We start from the raw sequence: 22,898 nt of genomic DNA on the forward strand, positions 1-22,898 counted from the left end.
AGTATCTGCAGGGCGCGTGTCTAATCTATGACTGGATTGTGACAATTAGATTAAAGGCCATCATTCATTACGTTGGAACGCCCCTGCCGCGCTTGCACATAAGATAAAGCGGCTCCAGGCCGCTGCCTGTCGGGAAGACCAGGATGCAATCATCGAACCTCACCTGGCCGACAGCACTCAGAGGCTCCAGCAAGGGCGTCTGGGGCAGGTCGATCACACCGCCCACCTGACGCGCGGCGGACTGGCCGACGATCGCCGTGCTCCAGCGCAGTTCCATGGACGACAACCCTGAAACCGCATGGCTGAGCGTCTGCCCCACGGCTACCACCTTGACCTTCGCAGACAACTCGCTGCCGCTGGTGGGTGTCAGGCAGATCTGCTGCGTTGCCGTGATCTCTTTCAGCCCGACAACGATCTTCCGCCGTTCGACCGGAGCGGATCGGGAGAACAGGCGATAAGGCAGATCGACCTCGGCGCCGGAGCGGGCCAGCGCTTCCCAGTCGTGACCATCAATGGGCATCAGATCACCAAGCGGCACGCTGACCGCGTACTCGCTTCGCTCCTTCCAGTGCTCGAAGAAGAAGCCGGCGACACCGCAGAAGGTGCCCGGATGTTCGTCCTTGAGTGAGGTCGCCTGCCAACTGAACTCGGCCACGGCGGAACGGATGGACTTTTTCATGGCGGTGAGATGTGCAGGGTCATCGATTGCGATGGCTTCGGCGAACATCAATGCCGGACGCAACTGGCAAGCTCGGGATGAAAGCGTCACGACCCTCGCTGTATTTCCGACCTGCACCCCAGGCGCGGACAAGCGGCGAACAAGGTGATCCTCCGCTGCCGCGAACAGCAGCATGCAGCGCTCGTGCAACTGCCGATGCCGCTGCTCGGTAGCGGCCATAGATGCCAGATAGCGGCTGCTGCCCGCAGTGATAAGGGCGAGCGCCTGGGCCTGGATAGCCGGATCACGGAATGGACTGGTGAGGTTGCGCTCGGCGCCGGACTTGGCGAACTGGACCTTCAGTGTCATGGACTCGAGTGCCTTTATCGCGCGGACCATGTCGGTTTGCGCGCTTTCGAGCGCGCTCATTTCCTCTATATGTGCGGCAACGGACCGCGAATCGAGAGGTTGCGCCTGCCAGAGGTCCAGCAACCGGGCAACCTGCTGCACGCCGTCATCGACTGACTTCATCGCCGCATCGATCTGGGCGACCAGTTGCTTGGTCTTGTCCAGTTCCTTGTTCGACTCGGCGACCTTGCGCTCCTGCTGGCTCAAGCGAACAGCCGGCTTGGGCGGGGCCGGTACCGGGTCGTTGCGGAAAGCGGCCTTGCCCTGGCGGTAATGCCACTGCCGGACGTGAAATACGATGCTATCGACCGAGTGGGCCGTGCCGGTTTCCAGATAAGGCGGATAGAACAGCAGGTCGGCACCGATGGGGTCGCCGATGATCTTGTCGAAATGGTCGATCAGTCGGGCGTGGGTTGCGTTGTCCAGGTCGGCGTTCCAGAGGGTCTGGACGAGGGATTCGAATTCTTCGGGGGTGTAGTCGATAAGTGCTGGCTTGAATTCCATTTCAAAGCTCCTTTAATTAATAGAAGCCGCCACGCTGTAAGCGCATGGCGGCCAGTTTTTTATTTCAACGCAAAAACTACTGTTTTTACTTGCATATCAGCGGCGTACTGAAACTGCAGTAATACTCCAGGGAATAGTTCGTCATCGTACACGTAGAACGCCCAGCCTCCCGTCTGCCCTATAGGCACAGGCATTAAAACCGGAGCCCCAGAAGAGACAGGCTCACCGAACAAGTCGAGAACCATCTCCTGGTCCATTCCCGGAAAAAAAATCTCGGGAAGCTCGCCTTTATATACGCTAGTGCCTTCGTATGTTTCTTTCAGCGTTATGTGCAACGCCTTCAACACCTTATTCTCCGCCACGAAATCCAACCCAAGGCCTTCCTCTGGAAGGATGTAAATACTGTCAGAGCCAGGGTAGACTTCGATAAACTCTACCTCTGGAAAAATATTCTCCGCAGCAAGTTCCGCATAAGGCCGACCAAGAAATCCAACGATTTTATCGATATCGTCCTTCTTCATTTTATCCACCCTTGCTGTCTTTGCAGATCATGTATTTTTTGCCTGGCCTGCTCAATTTTCGACTCTTCCAGTCCATGTTCAATAAGCCCAGGCTTTATCGCATCGAAATTTCTATCGATAGCGGTTTTTAAATCGAGAGCGTCGGCATGCTGCTTCTCCTTGGTATTTCTCCCACCGTAGGTTTCACTGAATTTCTTGTGAACTTCGCTAGGGATCGCAATACCAGGCGCCTTGGAGATTGCCGCTTTTATGTCCGGATCAGTCATGTTCGGAAAAGCTCTCGACAGGTATAGCTGCAATGCTTTCTTCGAAACAATATGATCGATATCCAGACCATCTCCGTTACTGTCTCTCTGCAATTGATCAGCTGGCCCAACATCCAATGGCTCCGAAAAAACCAACCCCGGCGACGGCAGATCACTTCCCTCTCCGTAACCAGGAAGCCTGGACCCGGCCTCCTCCTCGTCCAACCCCGGAAGTGTTTCGATTTGCGGCCGATACGGATCGAGTTCGGCGCCAGGAATGGTCCCGGTTAGCGGTGGCACCAAGGGCAGATCGGTCGGGCCGAGCAGTTCGCTGCCCGGCGGCACCAGCGGAGTCCAGGTACGCCGCCCTCCCGAGGAGTGCGCCAGCGATTTCGCGGCCTCGAGTGAAATCGGTTCGCCCAGTTGCAGCCAGGGCGCAAATGGCTGGGTCTGGGCTCGCACGCCGAAGGCGCTGGCCGGGCTGTGCAGGCTGAGGCGATCCAGGTCATACGGCGCGTTGCCCAACGCCGCGCTCTGCGAGTACCGCACCTCGAACTCGCGGCGCTCACCTAGCCAGGTGCTTTTCGGCGCATAAGGCGCAAGCCCGTTGGCAATACGCCGCTGGTTGATCTCGCTGAACGTCCCGCCGGGCGCGGCTTCTTCGCCAATAGATCGCCACAGCGCCTGCTCGAAACCGGCAAACGACGCGAATTCCCTGCCGCGCAACGTGTCTGCCGCCTGCGCAGGAATCGCCGCCCCGCTCGTCCGGGCGCTGGCATCCCACCAACCCGGAGCGGCAACCTGCCCACCGCCACTGACAACGCCCGTGCCGGCTGGCGGTACATCGAACGAGAAATAGAGAGGCGCCCTGCCGGGGATACAGACGATGCAGTCGTTGATCCGGGTGTCGACACCGGCGGGAATCGCAAGCGCTTGCGGTTCGGAGGACAGCAGGCCAGACGCCGTCTGCACCTGCGGCTTGAGCGGGTCCGCCAATGCGCTGTCAGCCGTGAACACCAGGTCCCGGTCGGTCGCCGTCTGGCCTTCGGCCCGGTAGGTGTTGGTCAGCGGATCGAACACCGCGTTTCTCACCGGAACCCGGGAAGGGATTTCATCACCGGTGCTGGCAACGATGATGGCGGTGCTGTTGCCGTGGGCTTCAAGCCTGATCCGGTAATCGACCTCGGCCATCCCGCCGCGCTCGGCCAGGGCTTGCAGGTCCTGTCCTGCATGCAGGCCTATCCCCTCGGCAGGGATTCCGATCCCTTGAAGAAGGCGGCGCTGCTCCGGCATCAGTTCGCCGTTGCCCAAGGCCGTGGAATAGGTCGCCGCAGTTACAAACGTCCCAAGCGCCTGACCGGTGCGAATGGCCGCAACCCGGGCAATCTCCCTGATCGAGTCGCCAACCGCTCGCTCGATGGCCGACACCACACCTTCCGCCACCCGGACGCCGTCCCAGGTGAGCATGCTTCCAGTGGCGGTAGCCGCCATTGGCATGGTCAGCGAATTGGCCTCGCGGATCCGCTTCAGCCGCAGGTTCTCATCCGCCAGCTGCTTGAACCGGACCCGCGCCTCACGCAGTTCCTTGTACTGCCGCTGCCGCTCCCATTCCTCCTCGCGGGCCTTCCACACGACTTTCTGCTCGGCGTGACGAGCCGCCAATGCATTGGATCGCTCGGTCAACTGGCGAACGGCTTCGGAGAGCAACTGCGCTTCCTGGGCCGCGATATAGGCCGCTTCCCAGGCCTGGTGGAGTTCCTGGAACGACTGGCTGGAGCTTTGCCGCGCCAGGCGCTCGGCGTAGTCCTGCGGGGAATGCTGGAGCGGATCCTGGCCGTCGAAAGCCCGCGCCTGCTGGTTCTTGCGCTGCAACTCGGCGGCTTTCGCCGCGATCATCTCCTCGATCACCTGCCGTTCCCTGGTGATCAGGTGCAGTTGCCAGCGCTCGCTACCGTCATTGGCGGGATACTTGCGCACGGCCTCCAACTCGGCTTTCAACGTTTGACCAACGTTGCCGAGATTGGCCGCGTAGTGCCGGTCTATCGTTGCCCGGGTGGCTTGCTGGGTCTGCGCGAAGTGCTGTACCCATTGCTGATGAGCGGCGGCCTGGGCTGCCGCCTGGGCAGCGAGTTGTGCCTGCCGCGCCGCTTCGGCTGCGGCTTGTTGCTCGGCGCGGCGCTTGGCGATGGCCGCCGCCCTGGCCTTGGCGCGCTTCTTCGCGCGCTTGCGGCTCGATCCGCCAAAGCCACCGGAAAATCCGCTTCCGCCGCCTATGTCGAAAAAGCCCGCGTCCCTCGGTCCTTGCGTTTCGACGGTGCCGTCGCGGATAACCACATCGCCCGTCGTCCTATCGGGAAATAACTTGTCCATACAGAATCTCCTTGTCTGTATGGCGCAGGGTGGCGAGTTGGAGGGGTGCGGCTGGGGTACATGTTTATGGCCGCAAGGCGGCCATATGCATCAATGTGTTTCGCAAAGCCCGTTGCAGGATTGCCCTGCAACGGAGGGGTAGCAGATCAGCGCTTGGTCGCCAGCAGATACAGGCCGACCAGCAAGCCGATGGTGCAGATCCCGGCAACGTAGAGCGCCGGGGCCATCGGGCTGAACTTGAGCAGCGCGGTCACGGCCATCGGGGTCAGGCCGCCGAAGATGGCGTAGGCCACGTTGTAGGAGAACGACAGGCCGCTGAAGCGCACCACTGGCGGGAAGGCGCGGACCATGACGAAGGGCACGGCGCCGACGATGCCGACGCACAGCCCGGTCAGGGCGTACATCGGGAACAGCAGGTCCTTGTGCTCGGCAAGGGTGTGGTAGAAGGTCCAGGAGCTGACCAGCAGCGCCAGGCTACCGGCGACGAACACACGACCCGCGCCGAAGCGGTCGACCAGCCTGCCCGCGCCGATGCAGCCCAGGGTCAGCAGGACGATGGCCAGGCTGTTGGCCTGCAGCGCCACGCTCGGGGTGAAGCCGTAGACGGTCTGCAATATGGTCGGGTCATCAGGATGACCACGATGATGCCGGCGGACAGCAGCCAGGTCAGCAGCATCGACAGGACGATGGCGCCACGATGGTCACGCAGCACGGCGCGCAGCGGTACTTCCTCGGCCAGGGCCTTGCGCTGCTGCAGTTCGGCGAATACCGGTGTCTCGTGCAGCCAGCGACGCAGGTACACCGAGAACAGGCCGAATACGCCGCCCAGCAGGAACGGGATCCGCCAGGCGTAGTCGGCGACTTCCTCCGGGGTATAGACGCTGTTGATCAGGGTCGCGACCAGCGAGCCGAGGAGGATGCCGGCGGTCAGGCCGGCGGTCAGGGTGCCGCAGGCGAAGCCGGTATTGCGCGCCGGCACGTGCTCGGACACGAACACCCATGCCCCCGGCACCTCGCCGCCGATTGCCGCGCCCTGGATCACCCGCATCAGCAGCAGAAGGATCGGCGCCGCCATGCCGATCTGCGCGTAGGTCGGCAGCAGGCCCATGATCAGGGTCGGCACGGCCATCATGAAGATGCTCAGGGTGAACATCTTCTTGCGCCCCAGCAGGTCGCCGAAGTGGGCCATGACGATGCCGCCCAGCGGACGCGCCAGATAGCCTGCGGCGAAGATGCCGAAGGTCTGCATCAGGCGCAGCCACTCGGGCATGTCCGCCGGGAAGAACAACTTGCCCACCACCGTGGCGAAGAACACGAAGATGATGAAGTCATAGAACTCCAGCGCACCACCGAGGGCGGAGAGCGACAGGGTCTTGTAATCGTTGCGGGTCAGCGGCCGGGCCGGCTGGTCGAGGCTGGAGGGAACCGATGTCATTTTGACTTCTCTTAATGGAAGGTAGAAGCGGGCAGCAAGGCTTATGGAGGCCGGAAAGAACCCCGCACGATAACAAATTGTCCGAAAGCGACACAGATCTACATATTCCGCGCAGATAATCATGACTGCATGGTCGTCGCTGTCTGCGAGGCTCTATATACTGGCCCCTCGTCGAAACCGGTTGCACCCAAGGTGGGATATTGTGCGAAAACGCTGCCAGGCTTGGCCTGGTCGGTTTCGCAGAGTTTCCCTCCGCCGCCTTCGAAGCGAAAACAGTGTAGTGAGTGGGCTGGATCGTTTTTTTGCGGCGTTACTGCGTCAACCAACGAAGCGTCACGGGTCAGAGGCACCCCCGGCATGATTGAGCTCGAACAAGAAGATCCTATCCCGCAAGGCGACCTGGCCTTGCAAATCACCGCACTTCCCCGCGAAACCAACGGTTTCGGCGATATCTTCGGCGGCTGGCTGGTCGCCCAGATGGACCTTGCCGGCACCGCCATGGCCAGCCGTGTCGCCGGCGGGCGCGTCGCCACCGTGGCGATCGATCGCATGGCCTTCCTGGTTCCGGTAGCGGTCGGCGCGCAGCTGTCGTTCTATACCCAGACCCTGGAGATCGGCCGCAGCTCGATCCAGATGATGGTCGAAGTGTGGAGCGACGATCCGCTGTCCAGCGAGTGGCGCAAGGTCACCGAGGCGGTGTTCGTCTTCGTCGCCATCGATGGCAGCGGCCGCACCCGCTCCGTCCCGCCTCGTCGCTGACCAGGGCTCGCGCTAAACTCGCAGGTTCTTGCAAGGTCGAAGACCTCACGGCATATCCAACGAGAGCAGCGCATGTCCACACCCAAGGTCGAATCGGAACAACACGGCGAACTCAACTGCTGGCGCATCACCACTGACAGCGCCGAGCTGCTGGTGGCCCAGCAGGGGGCGCAGGTGCTGAGCTACCAGCGACTGGGCGAACCGCCCCTCCTCTGGCTGAGCGACCAGGCCCTGTTCAACCGCGGCAAATCGGTGCGCGCCGGCGTTCCGGTGTGCTGGCCATGGTTCGGTAATCTGCAGCGCAACCCCCTGGCCGTTCAGCAACAGTTCCAGGGCAATGACGCCCCGGCACACGGGCTGGTGCGCGGGCGCGACTGGCAGTTGCTCGGCATCGACAGCACTGGCGACGAGGTGCAACTGTCGTTCGGGCTGCCTGAAACCCAGGGCGCATTGGCCGGCTGGCCGCACAAGATCGAACTGACCCTCGAGATCCGCCTGGGCGCGCACCTGGCCTTCAACCTCACCAGTCGCAACCTGGGCGATGAAAAAGTCACCCTCAGCCAGGCGCTGCACAGCTACTTCGCGGTCAGCGACGTGCGTTCGGTGCGGGTGGAAGGGGTGAAAGGCCGGGATTACATCGAGACGCTCGCCGACTGGGAACAGCGTACCCAGCAGACGGACCTGGCGTTCAGCGGCGAAACCGACCGTATCTACCTGGATACGCCTGCGGAACTGAGCATCATCGATCCCGCGTGGGAGCGACGTATCCGCATCAGCAGCAGCGGCTCGCGCTCGGCGGTGATCTGGAACCCCTGGACCGAACGCGCCGCGCAACTGCCGGACATGGCCGATGACGGCTGGCAGCGCATGCTGTGCATCGAAACGGCGAATGTGTGGGATGACATCGTTGAGCTGGCGCCGGGGGCGAGTCACACTTTGAGCCTGACGCTATCGAGCGAAAACCTCTGAACCTGTGGGAGCTGGCTTGTCGGACCGCCGAACCGCAGCGATTGCTGTAGTGAATTCGCCATAGCTATCGCTGGCAAGCCAGCTCCCACAGGGGCCAATGGGCTACTGAAAGCTCTACAGGTCTGAGTCCTCCACAACCCGCACCTTCGCCGCATCCATGGCATAGGCGGCATCCGCCAGGTCATTGCTGACCTTCTCGACCTTCAAGGTCCCGCTGACCCACAGCGGCGTGTAGATATCCGCCAGCTTCACACCTTTCGGATAACGCACCAGCACCAGCTGGTTCGGCGGCGGCGGCGGCACGTGGATGCAGGCGCCCGGGTAAGGCACGAGGAAGAACAGGGTGCTGTTGCCCTTGGCATCGGCCTCCAGCGGTACCGGATAGCCACCCAGACGGATGGACTTGCCGTTCATGCCGGGCACGGTCTTGGTCGAGTACATCACCGCAGGCAGCCCCTTGCTCTGCTTCAGGCCGCCCTTGGCGGTGAAGGTGCCCTGGGCCTCGGGCGAGTTGTGGTCGATCTCGGGCATTTCTTCCAGGGCTTTCTGGTCTGACCTGGGCATCAGGTCCAGCCAGTCGGTTTCAGGCAGTTCGGCCCGGGCAAGGGCGCTGCACAACAGCAGTGGGATCAGGAAAAGCGCGCGCATGAAAAAGCTCGGCAACCGTAGGAAAAGTTGCCGAGCATTCTATCCCGCAATCAGTTTCTTTTGATCAGGCCGTAGATCACCAGCAGGATGATCGCGCCCACCACCGCGCCGATGAAACCGGCCGCCTCACCCGCCTGGTAGATGCCCAGGGCCTGGCCGCCGTAGGTCGCCGCGAGCGAGCCGCCGATGCCGAGCAGAATGGTCATGATCCAGCCCATGCTGTCGTCGCCGGGCTTGAGGAAGCGCGCGACGAGTCCGACGATCAGGCCGATGAAGATGGTTCCGATGATTCCCATGGCAATCCCTCTGAGTGAGTCCACCACCAAAAGCCTAGTCAGCGCTTCGGTGTCCTGCCATCAGAGGGCTGCCGGGCGGGAGAGGTTCAACCCGAGATCAGGGCTTCGACCTGCTGGATCTTCTGCTCCAGCGTGGTCATGTCGGCGCAGCGCAGGGTGGCATGACCGACCTTGCGCCCGGCCTTGAAGGCCTTGCCGTAGTGATGCAGGTGGCAATCGTCGATGGCGACGACCTTGTCCACCGCCGGCACTTCACCGATGAAGTTGAGCATGGCGCTTTCGCCGACCTTGGCGGTCGAGCCCAGCGGCAGGCCGGCCACGGCGCGCAGGTGGTTCTCGAACTGGCTGCACTCGGCACCTTCGATGGTCCAGTGCCCGGAGTTGTGCACCCGCGGAGCGATCTCGTTGGCCTTCAGGCCGCCATCGACCTCGAAGAACTCGAAGGCCAGCACGCCGACGTAGTCCAGCTTCTCCAGCACACGCCCTGCGTAGTCCTCGGCCAGCGCCTGCAGCGGGTGTTCGCTGCTGGCGATCGACAGGCGCAGGATGCCGCTCTCGTGGGTGTTGTGCACCAGCGGGTAGAAGCGGGTTTCACCATCGCGGGCACGCACGGCGACCAGCGAGACTTCACCGGTGAACGGCACGAAGCCTTCCAGCAGGCACGGCACGCTGCCCAGCTCGGCGAAGGTGTCGACCACATCGGCGGCGCTGCGCAGGACCTTCTGGCCCTTGCCGTCGTAGCCCAGGGTGCGGGTTTTCAGCACGGCCGGCAGGCCGATGCTGGCCACGGCGGCGTCCAGGTCGGCTTGCGACTGGATATCGGCGAAGGCCGGGGTCGGGATGCCCAGGTCCTTGAACATGCTCTTTTCGAACCAGCGGTCACGGGCGATGCGCAGGGCTTCGGCACTCGGGTAGACCGGGACGAACTGCGAGAGGAAGGCGACCGTTTCCGCCGGCACGCTTTCGAACTCGAAGGTCACCAGATCGACTTCATCGGCCAGCTGGCGCAGGTGGTCCTGGTCACCGTAGTCGGCACGCAGGTGCTCGCCCAGCGGCGCGGCGCAGGCGTCCGGCGCGGGGTCGAGGAAGGCGAAGTTCATGCCCAGCGGAGTGCCCGCCAGGGCCAGCATGCGGCCGAGCTGGCCGCCACCGATTACACCGATCTTCATGGCAGCGACCTCAGGCCTGGCGCGGGTCTGGATTGTCCAGAACGCTGTCTGTCTGTTCTGCGCGGAACTGCTTCAGCACAGTGTGGAATTGCGGATGCTTGGCACCGAGGATGCTCGCCGAGAGCAATGCCGCGTTGATCGCACCGGCCTTGCCGATCGCCAGGGTGGCAACCGGGATGCCGGCGGGCATCTGCACGATGGACAGCAGCGAGTCGACACCGGACAGCATCGACGACTGCACCGGCACGCCCAGCACCGGCAGGTGGGTCTTGGCCGCGCACATGCCCGGCAGGTGTGCAGCGCCACCGGCTCCGGCGATGATCACCTCGATCCCGCGACCTTCCGCCTCTTCGGCGTACTGGAACAGCAAGTCCGGGGTGCGGTGGGCGGAAACCACCTTCACTTCGTAGGGAATGCCGAGTTTTTCCAGCATATCGGCGGTGTGGCTAAGGGTGGACCAATCGGACTTGGAGCCCATGATCACGCCAACCAGTGCACTCATCGTCGAGCCTCTCCTGCAAGCGTCTTGTGACGCGCCAAAAGCAACGAGCCACGCGGGAAGACCGGCGTGGCTCGTCATACGGATTCTGAATCGACCGGGTCGGCCGAAGGCGCGGGATTATAGCGCAGTCGGGGCAAAGCCGCCCAGCCCCGTTGGTAAGGTCGGGCGATGGCCCGCTGAGAGACTTCCAGATGCTCGGGCACCAGCCTTGGGGACTACTGTCGAGGCGCACTACCCCCAAACGCCAAGGATGTCCTTATGCGCAAACGAATACGTACCACCCTGCCCCTGGCCTTCGCCGCCCTGTACCACGCCGCCTTCGTCAATGCCGACAGCGCGTTGACCGTCTGGGTGTTTCCCCATGATGAACTGGTGGACATTTCCAACGAACAGCTCCGGCTGGACTATTTCGCACCCTGGCTGGCAGAGATGCGCGAAATCACCGATCTGCCCGTGCAAATCCGTTTTCAGCGCAACGTTCCTGGCCTGACCGACCTCGACTATCACGCCGACGATCCCTCCCAGTCCCTCGCGGCCTGGTCCGATGCCGCCTGGACATGGCGCCGGCAACAGAACGCGGCAGGCGGCGTTCTGCACAACAAGTACCTGCTGCTGACCCGCCTGCCGCTGGATCCCGGCAACGAAACCCTGGGCCTGGCCCACCAGACCGGCCACGCCGCGATCGCTTCGATACACTCCTACGCCACCCCTGGCCACGAGCTGGGCCATACGCTCAGCGCCACCCACGAGGCGGCCGAAGTCAATTTCAACGGTTGGTTCTGCGAAACCTACATGTTCCCAACCCGTCTGAACGTGCGCTCCAACTGCTACCGCTATTCCGAGGAAAACCGCGCCAACATCGCCCGCTACCTCAGGCGTTCGGGGAACTGACCGGTGCCTGCTCCTGCAAGCCCGACTCCAGCTTGCGCCAAAGTAACCGCACGTTGGCCTTGCGCACCAAGGCACATCGATAGAGGCGGATCTCCAGTGGCACATGCCACTGGGGACTGCCGCAGATCACCAGCTCACCTCGCTCCAGCTCGGCTCGTGCCGACAAGCGCGGGACCCAGGCGATCCCCAGGCCTTCCAGGGCCATGCTCTTCAGGCTATCGGCCATGGCCGTCTCGTAGACCGTGGTGAAACGCAGGTTGCGCTGGCGCAGCAGCAGGTTCACCGAGCGGCCGAGGAACGCGCCGGCACTGTACGCCAGCAACGGCACGCTGCCCTCGCCTTCAAGATCGAACAAGGGCTTGCCGTCGGGCCCGGCGGCGCACACCGGCAACATCTCGGTGTGGCCCATATGCAGGGACGGGAAGATCTCCGCGTCCATCTGCAGCGCCGCATCCGGATCGTAGAACGCCAGCATCAGGTCGCAGCCGCCTTCGCGCAGGGCATGCACGGCATCGCCGACGTTGGTGGCGACCAGGCGCGTGGCGATATTCAGCCCGTCGTTGCGCAACTGGGCGATCCAGCGCGGGAAGAAACCCAGGGCCAGGGAATGCGCGGCAGCCACCTGGATGACCTCACCCTGCCCCCCTTCAAGATGATGCAAATGGCGGAGAACTTCGCTCAACTGGTCGACAACGGTACGTGCCGTAACGAGGAACAACTGCCCGGCGGCGGTGAGCTCTATGGGCGTGCGCGAGCGGTTGACCAGGGTCAGCCCGAGCGCCGCCTCAAGGCTGCGGATCCGCCGGCTGAACGCCGGCTGGGTGACGAAACGGCGCTCGGCGGCCTGGGAAAAGCTGCGGGTAGCGGCCAGCGCACTGAAGTCTTCCAGCCATTTGCTTTCAAGGTTCATGAAACTCTCTCCGAAAGCATGCACCAAAATGGAACACGCTCGATCTCGACAAAACGTCACATGGAGCGTTATGCCGTTTGTGCATAGGTTAGCGTGCAACAGCATTGGCCGCAAAAGGGGGCTCGCCCCTAGGATTAGCGCCATTCCGGCATGTGCCGGGTTAATTCGAGATGATATCCATCATGTCCGCTGCTGCATCGTTCCGCATTGAAAAAGACCTGCTTGGCACCCTGGAAGTCCCTGCCGACGCCTACTACGGCATCCAGACCCTGCGCGCTGCCAACAACTTCCATCTGTCCGGTGTTCCGCTGTCGCACTACCCGAAGCTGGTCGTGGCCCTGGCCATGGTCAAGCAGGCCGCTGCCGACGCCAACCGTGAGCTGGGTCACCTGAGCGATGCCAAGCACGCCGCCATCAGCGAGGCATGCGCCCGCCTGATCCGTGGCGACTTCCACGAGCAGTTCGTGGTGGACATGATCCAGGGCGGTGCTGGCACTTCGACCAACATGAACGCCAACGAAGTGATCGCCAACATCGCGCTGGAGGTCATGGGCCACCAGAAGGGCGAGTACAAGTACCTGCACCCGAACAACGACGTGAACATGGCGCAGTCGACCAACGACGCCTACCCGACCGCGATCCGCCTGGGCCTGCTGCTCGGTCACGATGCCCTGCTGGCCAGCCTCGACAGCCTGATCCAGGCCTTCGCGGCCAAGGGTGAAGAATTCAACCACGTACTGAAGATGGGCCGTACCCAGTTGCAGGACGCGGTACCGATGACCCTGGGCCAGGAATTCCGTGCCTTCGCCACTACCCTGACCGAAGACCTGAACCGCCTGCGCACCCTGGCGCCGGAAGTGCTGACCGAAGTGAACCTGGGCGGTACCGCCATCGGTACCGGCATCAACGCCGACCCGGGCTACCAGGCCCTGGCGGTACAGCGCCTGGCCACCATCAGCGGCCAACCGCTGGTTCCAGCTGCCGACCTGATCGAAGCCACCTCGGACATGGGCGCCTTCGTCCTGTTCTCCGGCATGTTGAAGCGCACCGCGGTCAAGCTGTCGAAGATCTGCAACGACCTGCGCCTGCTGTCCAGCGGCCCGCGTACCGGCATCAACGAGATCAACCTGCCGGCGCGCCAGCCAGGCAGCTCGATCATGCCAGGCAAGGTCAACCCGGTTATCCCGGAAGCCGTGAACCAGGTGGCGTTCGCCATCATGGGCAACGACCTGGCCCTGACCGTCGCTGCCGAAGGCGGCCAACTGCAGTTGAACGTCATGGAACCGCTGATCGCCTACAAGATCTTCGACTCCATCCGCCTGCTGCAGCGCGCCATGGACATGCTGCGCGAGCACTGCATTGTCGGCATCACCGCCAACGAACAGCGCTGCCGTGAACTGGTCGAACACTCGATCGGCCTGGTCACCGCCCTGAACCCGTACATCGGCTATGAAAACGCCACCCGTATCGCCCGCGTCGCCCTGGAAACCGGCCGCGGCGTGCTGGAACTGGTGCGCGAGGAACAGCTGCTGGACGAAGCGATGCTCAACGACATCCTGCGTCCGGAAAACATGATCGCTCCGCGTCTGGTTCCGCTGAAGGCGTAACCCCACGCAACAACCGTCTCACCAGGTCGAGGGACTAGACACCTCTCACCTTTGAGGGCCCAGGGCTTACACCCCGGGCCCTTTTTTTATGCCTGACAGAAACGCCCCGGATGTCGTAACGTGCCCGGCTACGAACAAGATCGACCATGGAGAATGGCGCATGAATCCGGCGTCCCCCCGTCCCGCCCGCAGCATCATGGTGCTGTACACCGGTGGCACCATCGGCATGCAGGCCAGTGCCGACGGCCTGGCCCCTGCTTCCGGTTTCGAGCAGCGCATGCGTGAGGAGTTATCCACAAGGACGGACCTGGCGCCCTGGCGTTTCCGGGAAATGGCGCCATTGATCGACAGCGCCAACATGACGCCTCATTACTGGTTGCGCCTGCGCGATGCCGTCATCGATGCCGTGGATGGCGGCTGCGATGCCGTGTTGGTCCTGCATGGCACCGATACCCTGGCCTACAGCGCGGCGGCCATGAGCTTCCAGTTGCTCGGGCTGGATACGCCGGTCCTGTTCACCGGCTCGATGCTGCCGGCCGGCGTGCAGGACAGCGATGCCTGGGAAAACCTCACCGGCGCCCTGCAGGCCTTGACCGATGGACAGCCGGCCGGGGTGCAACTGTTCTTCCATGGCGAGTTGCTGCCACCCCAGCGCACCACCAAAGTGCGCAGCTATGGGCGAAACCCGTTCGTGGCGCTCAAGCGCAATGCCCTGACCACTACCGCTTCCACCTTGCCCGTCGCATTGAGCTACCGCCAGCCACGGCAGCCTGTGGATATCGCCGTGCTTCCCCTGGTCCCGGGGATTTCCGCGGATCTGCTGCGGGCAGTTATCCACAGCGGCGCCCAAGGCCTGGTTCTGGAATGCTACGGCAGCGGTACGGGGCCAAGCGACGACCAGGACTTTATCCACGCTCTCGAACAGGCCCATTCCCGTGAACTCGTGGTGGTGGCGATCAGCCAATGCCATGAAGGCGGTGTTGAGTTCGATATCTATGCGGCCGGCAGCCGCCTGCGCCAGGCCGGCGTGCTATCGGGTGGCGGGCTGACCCGCGAAGCGGCTTTCGGCAAGCTGCAATGGTTGCTGGGCAGCGGCCTGTCGTTCGAGGAAGTGCGCCGCCTGATGGAACTGGACCTGGTGTGAAGGCATGCAAATTGCTCGTTTTCCGCACAGTCCACCAGCCCGGTAACCGAGCATGCTGCACTCCCACCTGACCACACTGCACGCGGTATCCCTGGTCGTGCAGACCTTCCGCGACGAAGCCCTGCTCCAGGGCAGCGGCATCAGCACTGCCGACCTTGGCCGTGCCGACTCGCGCATCACCACGCGCCAGGAAATGCAGGTGTGCGCCAATGCGGTGGCCCGGCGCCGGGATATCGGCCTGGAGCTCGGGCGGCGCATGCATGTTTCTTCCTACGGCATGCTCGGTTATGCCCTGCTGTCCAGTGCCACTTTGGGTGACGCTTTGCGCCTGGCGCTGCGCTACCCCGCGCTGCTGGGAACACTTTTCCGCCTGCGTCTGGTCGAGGAAGGCGAGCGCGTCTGGTTCAGCGCCAGCGATTACCACGAGGAGCCGGAACTGGCGGCGTTCAATGCAGAGTTCTGCCTGGTTTCGCTGAAGGTGATCTGCGATGACCTGCTGGGCAAGCCCCTGCCGCTGCTCGCCGCACGTTTCGCCCATGGTGAGCCGGACTATCGCCAGCAGTACGGGGAAACCTTCACCTGCCCGCTGCACTTCGATGCCGTGGACAACGCCTTCGCATTCGATCGCAACTGGCTTGAGCAGCCATTGCCGCTGGCAGACCAGGTAACCCACGGAACCATGAGCGAGCGTTGCCGGCAGTTGAACCTGGAATTCACCGGGCGCCAGGCCTGGCTCGGACGGATCCGCCAGTTGCTCGCCGATCAGCTGGGCGCCCCCCGGGGCTGGAGGGCCTGGCGCGGCAAATGAATTGCTCGTCGCGAACCCTGCGCCGCCACCTCGGCGAGATGGGCAGCAGCTACCAGCAACTGCTGGACGAGCTACGCTTCGAACGGGCCAAGCACCTGCTCGGTGAAGGGCAGATGCCGATCTACCGGATCGCCGAGGTGCTGGGTTTCAGTGAAACAGCGAGTTTCCGGCATGCGTTCATGCGCTGGAGCGGGGTCGCCCCCAGCCATTTCAGGGCCTGAACCAGCCTCATCGCTGGCAACGCCAGCTCCCACAGATCCGGTGTATGCAGTACCTGTGGGAGCTGGCTTGCCAGCGATTGGGAGCACCACCGAATCAAGCCTGGCCACCAGGCCTTGGCCATATCGATCCCCTTTTGGCCACTTCCACCGTTCAGCGCCACCGCTTTGCACCGCACCATCCGGAAATCAACGCCAGTGCTCCGGAGAACAACAAATGCTGACGATCTATTCCGATGACCACCGCCTGCATCACGGCCGCTGCGAGCTGATCGACGGGCAACTCATGCCCTGCTTCGAAATGCCGTCGCGCGCCGACCACGTCCTTGAGCGGATCAAGGCACGCAACCTTGGTCCCATCAGCGGCCCGACCGATTTCGGCCGCGCCCCGCTGCAACGGGTGCACAGCGCCGATTACCTGAATTTCTTCGAGGGCGCCTGGGCGCGCTGGGCCGAACTGGAGCGCGACGGCGACCTGCTGCCGTTCACCTGGCCGGCCCGTACCCTGCGTTCGGTCAAACCCACCAGCCTGCTGGGCGAACTCGGCTACTACAGCTTCGATGCCGGTGCACCGATCACCGCTGGCACCTGGCAGGCCGCCTACAGTGCGGCGCAGGTCGCCCTGACCGGCCAGGCCGCGATCCAGGCCGGTGCCCATAGCGCCTTCGCCCTTTGCCGTCCGCCAGGGCACCACGCCGCCAGCGACGTGATGGGCGGCTATTGCTACCTGAACAATGCCGCCATTGCCGCCCAGGCCTTCCTCGACCAGGGCCACCAGCGCGTGGCGATCCTCGATGTCGACTACCACCATGGCAACGGCACCCAGGAAATCTTCTATACGCGCAGTGACGTGTTCTTCGCCTCGATCCACGGCGATCCGCAGGCGGAATTCCCGTTCTTCCTCGGCTACGCCGACGAACACGGCGAAGGTGATGGCGAGGGCTACAACGTCAACTATCCGCTGCCCGCCGGCAGCGACTGGGCCACCTGGAGCGCCGCCCTCGACCAGGCCTGCGAGCGGATCGATGCCTATGCCCCGGACGTGGTGATCGTGTCCCTCGGCGTCGACACCTTCAAGGACGACCCGATCTCCCAGTTCAAGCTCGACAGCTCCGACTACCTGGCCATGGGCGAGCGTATCGCGCGCCTGGGCAAGCCGACCCTGTTCGTGATGGAAGGCGGCTACGCGGTGGAAGAAATCGGCATCAATGCCGTGAACGTTCTCGAAGGTTTCGAACGCAGTCAACAGGAAGCCCAAGCATGACCCGACTCAAGCGCCTGCTCGCCCCCCTGCTGTGTACCTCCCTGCTCGCCGGCAGCCTCCAGGCTGTCGCCGAACCGCGTACCTTGCGGGTCTACAACTGGTTCGACTACATCACGCCGCAGACCCTGACCGACTTCCAGAAGGACGGCCAGGTCAAGCTGGTGTACGACATCTTCGACACCAACGAGGCCCTGGAAGCCAAGCTGCTTACCGGCAACTCCGGGTATGACGTGGTGGTGCCATCCAACGTGTTCCTGGCCAAGCAGATCGAAGCCGGGGTATTCCAGCCGCTGGATCGCAGCAAGCTGCCGAACTGGCAGCACCTGGATCCGGCCTTGATGAAGCTGATCGAAGCCAACGACCCGGGCAACAAGTTCGCCGTGCCCTACATGTATGGCACCGTGCTGATCGGCTTCAACCCGGCCAAGGTCAAGGCCGCCCTGGGCGACAACGCACCGGTGGACAGCTGGGACCTGATCTTCAAGGAAGAGAACATCGCCAAGCTCAAGCAATGCGGCGTGGCGCTACTCGATTCGCCGTCGGAAATCATGCCGCTGGCCTTGCAGTACCTGGGCCTGTCGCCGAACAGCAGCAAGCCCGAGGACTACAAGAAAGCCGAAGCGCTGATGCTGAAGATCCGCCCGTACATCACCTACTTCCACTCCTCGAAGTACATGGCCGACATCGCCAACGGCGATATCTGCGTGGCGGTGGGCTATTCGGGCAGCTTCTCGCAGGCGGCCAACCGGGCGATCGAGGCGAAGAACGGCGTGGTGGTGGATATGCGCCTGCCGAAGGAAGGCGCACCGATCTGGTTCGACATGCTGGCGATTCCGAAGGGCGCGGCCAATCCCGAGGATGCCCATGCGTTCATCGACTACCTGTTGCAGCCGAAGGTGATTGCACCGATCAGTGATTTCGTCGGGTATCCGAACCCGAACAAGGACGCGACAGAGCTGGTGGCGCCAGCGATCCGCAACAACCCGAACCTGTACCCGACGGCAGAGGCAATGACCAAGCTGTACACGTTGCAGCCTTTGGCCCGGGATGCGGAACGGGCTCGGACCCGGGCCTGGACCAAGATCAAGGCCGGGACCTAGATCTCCTGTGTTGCTCCCACAGTGTCCGCGGGCGCCGCTGGACCTGTGGGAGCTGGCTTGCCAGCGATAGGGCCCTGAAGAACACCAAAGATCTTCACCCCCTCCACACCTTCCTAAGCTTGCCCAAAGCCTCGGCAATCCCGCTCTCCCCAACAGCCGCAAACCCCAGCACCAGCCCCGCAGTCTTATCCACAGCCCCCGGCAACCAGTAATCCCCCAACCCATTCAGCTCCACCCCTGCATCCAGCGCCTTTTCCACCAGCCAGCGCTCCCGTTCCGGGTTATCCACATCCACCTTCACATGCAGCCCAGCAACCATTTCCGGCAATGCGCCGACACCGGGGATATCCACAGGCCAGCCCGCGATCAGCGCATTGCGGCGGCTCAAGGCCGCCCGACGCATGCGCCGGATATGCCGCTGGAAATGCCCTTGGGCCATGAACTGCGCCATCACCGCCTGCGTACCTGCCTCCGAATGGCGCACCATCAGCGCCCTGGCGCGGGAGAACGGTTCCACCAGTTGCTTCGGCAACACCAGGTAGCCCAGGCGCAATGCCGGGAATGCCACCTTGCTGAAGGTGCCGACGTACAGGACCCGCCCGCTGCGATCGAGTGCCGCCAGCGGCGCCAACGGCGCGCCGCTGTAGCGATACTCGCCGTCGTAGTCGTCCTCGACGATCCAGCCATCGCTGCGCTCGGCCCAGGCCAGCAACTCCAGGCGCCGGGCCAGGCTCATCACCACCCCGGTGGGGTACTGGTGCGACGGCGTGACATACGCCATCCGGCAGTGCTGCAACGCTGCCAGTGCGGTGCAATCCAGTCCCTCGCTATCCACCGCAACACCGTGCACCGTCGCCCCCGTCAATCCGAAGGCACATCCGGCAGCCCGATACCCCGGGTTTTCCACAGCTACGCCTACTCCAGGCTCCAACAGCAACTGTGCACAAAGGCTAATCGCCTGCTGCGCTCCGGTGGTGATCACAATTTGTTCAGGCGTGCAGGAAAGCCCCCGCGAACGCCGCAGGTAGGCGGCGATGAGTTCCCGAAGCAGCGGTTCTCCCGCCGGATCGCCGTAACCGAGCGATTGCGCTTGCGGATTTCGCCAGAAACCCGCCTGCAGCTTGGCCCAGACCTCGAACGGGAACAGATCGAACGCCGGTACGCCGACGCGAAATGCCCGGGCGGACCGCTTCTTGGCGTAGGCAGATGGTGGGTTTCAAGGCGAAAAATCGGAGCAGTGTGGATAACTTTACTGGATGAATCGCCAGTATTTTCCAGCGAAAATGTGGATAAACCTGTTGATAAACCCCGGGATAACCCTGTGGACACTTTTGTGGATACTTTCGTGGACAGCTTCGGCAGCTGACTGACGTAGGTGCCATCGCCAACCCGGCTTTCGATGAAGCCCTCAGCGTAGAGCTGGTCGTAGGCGCGAACCACGCTGTTGCGCGACAAACCGAGGATCGCCGCCATGTCGCGGCTCGCCGGCAAGCGCGTGCCGCTGCCTAGGCGTCCGTCCAGCACCCGTGCGCGCAGGGCCTGGTAAAGCTGGCGGGTCAGGCCCTGGCGGCGGTCGAGGACAATGCCGGAGGGATCGAAAGGCAGGGAAACGGATGGCTCGTTCATGGCGATTGGACCCAGAAAACTGACCTGAAATGGCTCTTACACTGAACCAATAGCCTGCCTAGGATGAAGCTATTCGCCAAGGAAAATTCTCCATGTACACACCCAGCGCGTTCAGAGACGACGACCTGCAAAGCCTGCACGCCCATATCGGCAACACCCGCCTGGCCGTATTGATTACCCACGGGGAACAGGGCCTGCAGGCCACTCACGTGCCGCTGCTGCTGGATCCGCAGTCGGGCGAGAAGGGCACGCTCTATGGCCATATGGCCCGCGGCAACAAGCAGTGGCGTGACCTGGAAAGCGGTGCCGAGGTGCTGCTGGTATTCCCGGGCGCCGATGCCTATGTCAGTCCCGGCTTCTACCCGAGCAAGGCGCAGGACCCGCGCACCGTACCAACCTGGAACTACGTCGCCGTGCACGCTTGGGGCATACCGGAAGTTATCCACGATGCAGAACCATTGCTGGCGATCGTCCGCCGCCTCAGCGACCGCCACGAGCAGGGCCGCGAGCGCCCCTGGTCGGTGGACGACGCCCCTGCCGACTATCTGGACGGCATGCTCAAGGCCATCGTCGGGTTCGCCATCCCCATCGAGCGTCTGCAATGCAACCGCAAACTGAGCCAGAACCGCTCGGCCATTGATCGCGAAGGCGTGCGCAGCGGCCTGGCCGCCAGCGCCGATCCGCTGGACAACCACCTCGCTGCCCTGATGCAGCAACCCTGAAGGAACGTGTCACATGCCAACCGTACAGATCCTCCCGGTCAGCGCCGCCAGCCATGAGGCCTGGTACCCGTTGTGGCAAGCCTACCTGCGCTTCTACCAAACCGCCCTGCCCGACACGGTCAGCGCCGTGACCTGGCAGCGCTTCCTCGACCCGTCCGAGCCGACCAACGCCGCCCTGGCCTGGGTCGATGGCGAGGCGGTGGGCATGGTCCACTGGATCTACCATCGTTCCAACTGGTCCGTAGAAAACTCCTGCTACCTGCAGGACCTGTACGTAGAGAGCACGCAGCGCGGCCTGGGCATCGGTCGCCAGTTGATCGAGCACGTCTACGCCCAGGCCGCCGAAGCAGGCTGCGCCAAGGTCCACTGGCTGACACACGAAACCAATGCCACCGCGATTTCCCTGTACGAGCAGGTCGCCGAACGCCCTGGCTTCATCCAGTTCCGCAAACAGATTCCGTAGGCCGAGGTGCATCGATGAGCAACAATCTGAACTGGCATCCGGCCAGGGAGCCGCAGGCCGAGCCCTTGACCGGCCGCTTTATCCGTCTGGAAAAACTCGATCCGCGCCAGCATGGCGATGACCTCTGGGAGGTGCTGCAAGGTCGCGAGTCCGACGGCAAGCTGTGGGACTACCTGCCTTATGGTCCTTTCACCGAACGTGCGCCGTTCGATCAATGGCTGGAAGGCAATGCCGCCAGTCGCGATCCACTGTTCTACAGCGTGATCGACCTGGCCAGCGGGCAGGTGCAGGGCATTCTCAGCCTGATGTCCATCGTGCCGGCCCAGGGCCGTATCGAGGTCGGGCACATTGCATTCGGCGCGGCGATGCAGCGCACGCCCAAGGGCACCGAGGCGGTGTACTTGTTGAGCAAGCTCTCGTTCGAGCTGGGCAATCGCCGGCTGGAATGGAAATGCAACAACGCCAACGCCCGCTCCAAGCGCGCGGCGGAGCGTTTCGGCTTCACCTACGAGGGGTGTTCCGCAAGCATATGGTGGTCAAGGACCAGAACCGCGATACAGCCTGGTATTCGATCACCGATGACGAATGGCCGGCGATTGCCGCCGCCTATGAACGCTGGCTGAGCGCCGACAACCAGCGCCCCGAGGGTCAGCTCAGGACGCTGGAAGCCTGTCGCGCCGAAGCCTAGCGGCTTACTTCAGCTGCTTGGCCAGGAGCTCGATGTGCTCCGGGCCGATACCACAGCAGCCACCCAGCAGACTGGCGCCGCGTTGGCGCCAGTTCTGCGTCCAGTGCAGGTAGCCCGGTGGGTCGAGGTCTTCACGAAGCTCGTCGAGGCCATCGTTGGCAGTGGCATCCTTCGGCTGCGGCGGGAAGGCATTGGCATAGGCGCCAACGGAGATATCCACAGCCAGGCGCTTGAAGGTCGCCAGGGCCGCATCGATGGCATCGCCGATCACTTCCGGTTGGCTGCAGTTGAACAGCAAGGTCTGCACGCCCAGCGCCGCCACGGCTTCGGCCGCTTCGCTGACCGGCTCGCCGGAGCGCAGGCGCGGTACGTTATCCACATCCTCGTCCTGCAAGGTGAACGAGACCCAGAACGGCTTGCCGTCCTGCGGCAGGCCGGCACGGATCGCCTGGACCTCGGCAATGACGCTCTGGGTTTCCGCCAGCCATAGGTCGACGTGCTCGGACAGGCCTTCGACCAGTGGAGTCAGGACTTCGCCAACCCGCTCGGGCTGGTAAAGATCCGGGCGATAGGAACCGAACAGCGGCGGCAGCGAGCCGGCAACACGAACCTTCTGCGGTCCGGCATCGGCCGCCGCGCGGGCCAGTTGCCCTGCGGTGCTGGCCAGGGCGCGGCCCTCGTTCTTGAACCGCTCCTCGCCAATATGGAAAGGCACCACGGCGTAGCTGTTGCTGGTGATCACCTGCGCACCGGCATCGATATACGCCCGATGCACCGCCACCACCGCCTCCGGCGCCTCGCTCAATGCGAGCGCCGACCACTCCGGCTGGCGGAACGGCGCACCGCGGCGCGCCAGTTCCCGGCCCATGCCGCCATCAAGAATGACCAACGACTTTTCGCCCATATAACACTCGCTTCTATAAATATAAATAAAACGTATTAGTGCCCACCTACTTATAACTATTTAATACCT

General features: G+C 63.1%; 18 protein-coding genes and 4 pseudogenes. 11 read left to right on the top strand and 11 right to left on the bottom strand.

Going from position 1 to position 22,898, the window contains the following annotated elements:
- Positions 1–67: 67 nt before the first annotated feature.
- From CSV86_RS25240 to CSV86_RS25255, 4 genes and pseudogenes are all read right to left on the bottom strand, one after another.
- A complete protein-coding gene (locus CSV86_RS25240) occupies positions 68–1,570 on the bottom strand; it encodes an S-type pyocin domain-containing protein (protein WP_009402418.1) in 1,503 nt (500 codons plus the stop codon).
- Positions 1,571–1,629: 59 nt separating this feature from the next.
- The gene (locus CSV86_RS25245) at positions 1,630–2,091 is read right to left on the bottom strand and encodes a DUF6392 family protein (protein WP_009402423.1); all 462 of its coding nucleotides are present in this window, start codon (positions 2,089–2,091) and stop codon (positions 1,630–1,632) included.
- Positions 2,088–4,706, bottom strand: coding sequence for a pyocin-S2/colicin E7-DNase domain-containing protein (locus tag CSV86_RS25250; RefSeq protein WP_009402425.1), 2,619 nt, complete (start codon positions 4,704–4,706; stop codon positions 2,088–2,090). Before CSV86_RS25250 ends, CSV86_RS25245 begins: the two co-directional genes overlap by 4 nt.
- A 146-nt stretch (positions 4,707–4,852) precedes the next feature.
- Positions 4,853–6,141: pseudogene (locus CSV86_RS25255) on the bottom strand (MFS transporter).
- Positions 6,142–6,498: 357 nt separating this feature from the next.
- Between CSV86_RS25255 and CSV86_RS25260 the strand changes: the two are divergent.
- Both CSV86_RS25260 and CSV86_RS25265 read left to right on the top strand, forming a co-directional pair.
- Positions 6,499–6,900 carry an acyl-CoA thioesterase gene (locus CSV86_RS25260; RefSeq protein WP_009402429.1) on the top strand — a complete coding sequence of 134 codons (402 nt, stop codon included), beginning with the start codon at positions 6,499–6,501 and terminating at the stop codon, positions 6,898–6,900.
- Positions 6,901–6,972: 72 nt separating this feature from the next.
- The gene (locus CSV86_RS25265; protein WP_009402430.1) at positions 6,973–7,869 is read left to right on the top strand and encodes a D-hexose-6-phosphate mutarotase; all 897 of its coding nucleotides are present in this window, start codon (positions 6,973–6,975) and stop codon (positions 7,867–7,869) included.
- 114 nt (positions 7,870–7,983) lie between these two features.
- Here CSV86_RS25265 and CSV86_RS25270 read toward each other — a convergent pair whose 3' ends face one another.
- From CSV86_RS25270 to purE, 4 genes are all read right to left on the bottom strand, one after another.
- The gene (locus tag CSV86_RS25270; protein WP_009402431.1) at positions 7,984–8,517 is read right to left on the bottom strand and encodes a DUF3299 domain-containing protein; all 534 of its coding nucleotides are present in this window, start codon (positions 8,515–8,517) and stop codon (positions 7,984–7,986) included.
- 50 nt (positions 8,518–8,567) lie between these two features.
- Complete coding sequence (locus CSV86_RS25275; RefSeq protein ID WP_009402432.1) at positions 8,568–8,813, bottom strand: GlsB/YeaQ/YmgE family stress response membrane protein; 246 nt, start codon at positions 8,811–8,813, stop codon at positions 8,568–8,570.
- An 86-nt stretch (positions 8,814–8,899) separates the two neighbouring features.
- Positions 8,900–9,982: a 5-(carboxyamino)imidazole ribonucleotide synthase gene (locus CSV86_RS25280; RefSeq protein WP_009402439.1), complete on the bottom strand. Its 1,083-nt coding sequence runs from the start codon at positions 9,980–9,982 to the stop codon at positions 8,900–8,902.
- 10 nt (positions 9,983–9,992) lie between these two features.
- Positions 9,993–10,484 carry a 5-(carboxyamino)imidazole ribonucleotide mutase gene (gene purE, locus CSV86_RS25285; protein ID WP_009402441.1) on the bottom strand — a complete coding sequence of 164 codons (492 nt, stop codon included), beginning with the start codon at positions 10,482–10,484 and terminating at the stop codon, positions 9,993–9,995.
- A 258-nt stretch (positions 10,485–10,742) separates the two neighbouring features.
- Between purE and CSV86_RS25290 the strand changes: the two genes are divergently transcribed.
- Positions 10,743–11,375: a hypothetical protein gene (locus CSV86_RS25290; protein WP_009402442.1), complete on the top strand. Its 633-nt coding sequence runs from the start codon at positions 10,743–10,745 to the stop codon at positions 11,373–11,375.
- Here the strand turns inward: CSV86_RS25290 and CSV86_RS25295 are convergent.
- Positions 11,356–12,285, bottom strand: coding sequence for a LysR substrate-binding domain-containing protein (locus tag CSV86_RS25295; RefSeq protein ID WP_009402444.1), 930 nt, complete (start codon positions 12,283–12,285; stop codon positions 11,356–11,358). The two genes, CSV86_RS25290 and CSV86_RS25295, sit on opposite strands and share 20 nt — an antisense overlap.
- Before the next feature lie 182 nt (positions 12,286–12,467).
- Here CSV86_RS25295 and aspA point away from each other — a divergent pair, with 182 nt between their 5' ends.
- The 5 genes and pseudogenes from aspA (at position 12,468) to CSV86_RS25320 (ending at position 18,426) form a co-directional block, all read left to right on the top strand.
- Positions 12,468–13,892: an aspartate ammonia-lyase gene (gene aspA, locus CSV86_RS25300; RefSeq protein ID WP_009402447.1), complete on the top strand. Its 1,425-nt coding sequence runs from the start codon at positions 12,468–12,470 to the stop codon at positions 13,890–13,892.
- Positions 13,893–14,052: 160 nt separating this feature from the next.
- Positions 14,053–15,036, top strand: coding sequence for an asparaginase (locus CSV86_RS25305; RefSeq protein WP_009402449.1), 984 nt, complete (start codon positions 14,053–14,055; stop codon positions 15,034–15,036).
- A 52-nt stretch (positions 15,037–15,088) separates the two neighbouring features.
- A pseudogene (locus tag CSV86_RS25310) lies at positions 15,089–16,065 on the top strand (AraC family transcriptional regulator).
- 214 nt (positions 16,066–16,279) lie between these two features.
- Positions 16,280–17,326, top strand: a complete 1,047-nt coding sequence (locus CSV86_RS25315; RefSeq protein WP_009402453.1) for a histone deacetylase family protein — start codon at positions 16,280–16,282, stop codon at positions 17,324–17,326.
- The gene (locus tag CSV86_RS25320; RefSeq protein WP_009402454.1) at positions 17,323–18,426 is read left to right on the top strand and encodes a polyamine ABC transporter substrate-binding protein; all 1,104 of its coding nucleotides are present in this window, start codon (positions 17,323–17,325) and stop codon (positions 18,424–18,426) included. The genes CSV86_RS25315 and CSV86_RS25320 overlap by 4 nt, the downstream gene beginning before the upstream one ends.
- A 94-nt stretch (positions 18,427–18,520) precedes the next feature.
- On the opposite strand, the pseudogene pdxR reads toward CSV86_RS25320, so the two are convergent.
- Positions 18,521–20,052, bottom strand: a pseudogene (gene pdxR, locus CSV86_RS25325) (MocR-like pyridoxine biosynthesis transcription factor PdxR).
- Positions 20,053–20,144: 92 nt separating this feature from the next.
- Here pdxR and CSV86_RS25330 point away from each other — a divergent pair.
- The 3 genes and pseudogenes from CSV86_RS25330 to CSV86_RS25340 all read left to right on the top strand — a co-directional run bounded on the left by CSV86_RS25330 (position 20,145) and on the right by CSV86_RS25340 (position 21,925).
- Positions 20,145–20,774, top strand: coding sequence for an FMN-binding negative transcriptional regulator (locus CSV86_RS25330; RefSeq protein WP_009402456.1), 630 nt, complete (start codon positions 20,145–20,147; stop codon positions 20,772–20,774).
- 13 nt (positions 20,775–20,787) lie between these two features.
- The gene (locus tag CSV86_RS25335) at positions 20,788–21,237 is read left to right on the top strand and encodes a GNAT family N-acetyltransferase (RefSeq protein WP_009402458.1); all 450 of its coding nucleotides are present in this window, start codon (positions 20,788–20,790) and stop codon (positions 21,235–21,237) included.
- Positions 21,238–21,251: 14 nt separating this feature from the next.
- A pseudogene (locus tag CSV86_RS25340) lies at positions 21,252–21,925 on the top strand (GNAT family N-acetyltransferase).
- A 4-nt stretch (positions 21,926–21,929) separates the two neighbouring features.
- Here the strand turns inward: CSV86_RS25340 and CSV86_RS25345 are convergent.
- Positions 21,930–22,829, bottom strand: a complete 900-nt coding sequence (locus tag CSV86_RS25345; protein ID WP_009402461.1) for a homocysteine S-methyltransferase family protein — start codon at positions 22,827–22,829, stop codon at positions 21,930–21,932.
- Between the last annotated feature and the right edge of the window lie 69 nt (positions 22,830–22,898).

The sequence above is a fragment of the Pseudomonas bharatica CSV86 genome (assembly GCF_000319305.2).
GTDB classification, from domain to species: Bacteria; Pseudomonadota; Gammaproteobacteria; order Pseudomonadales; family Pseudomonadaceae; genus Aquipseudomonas; species Aquipseudomonas bharatica.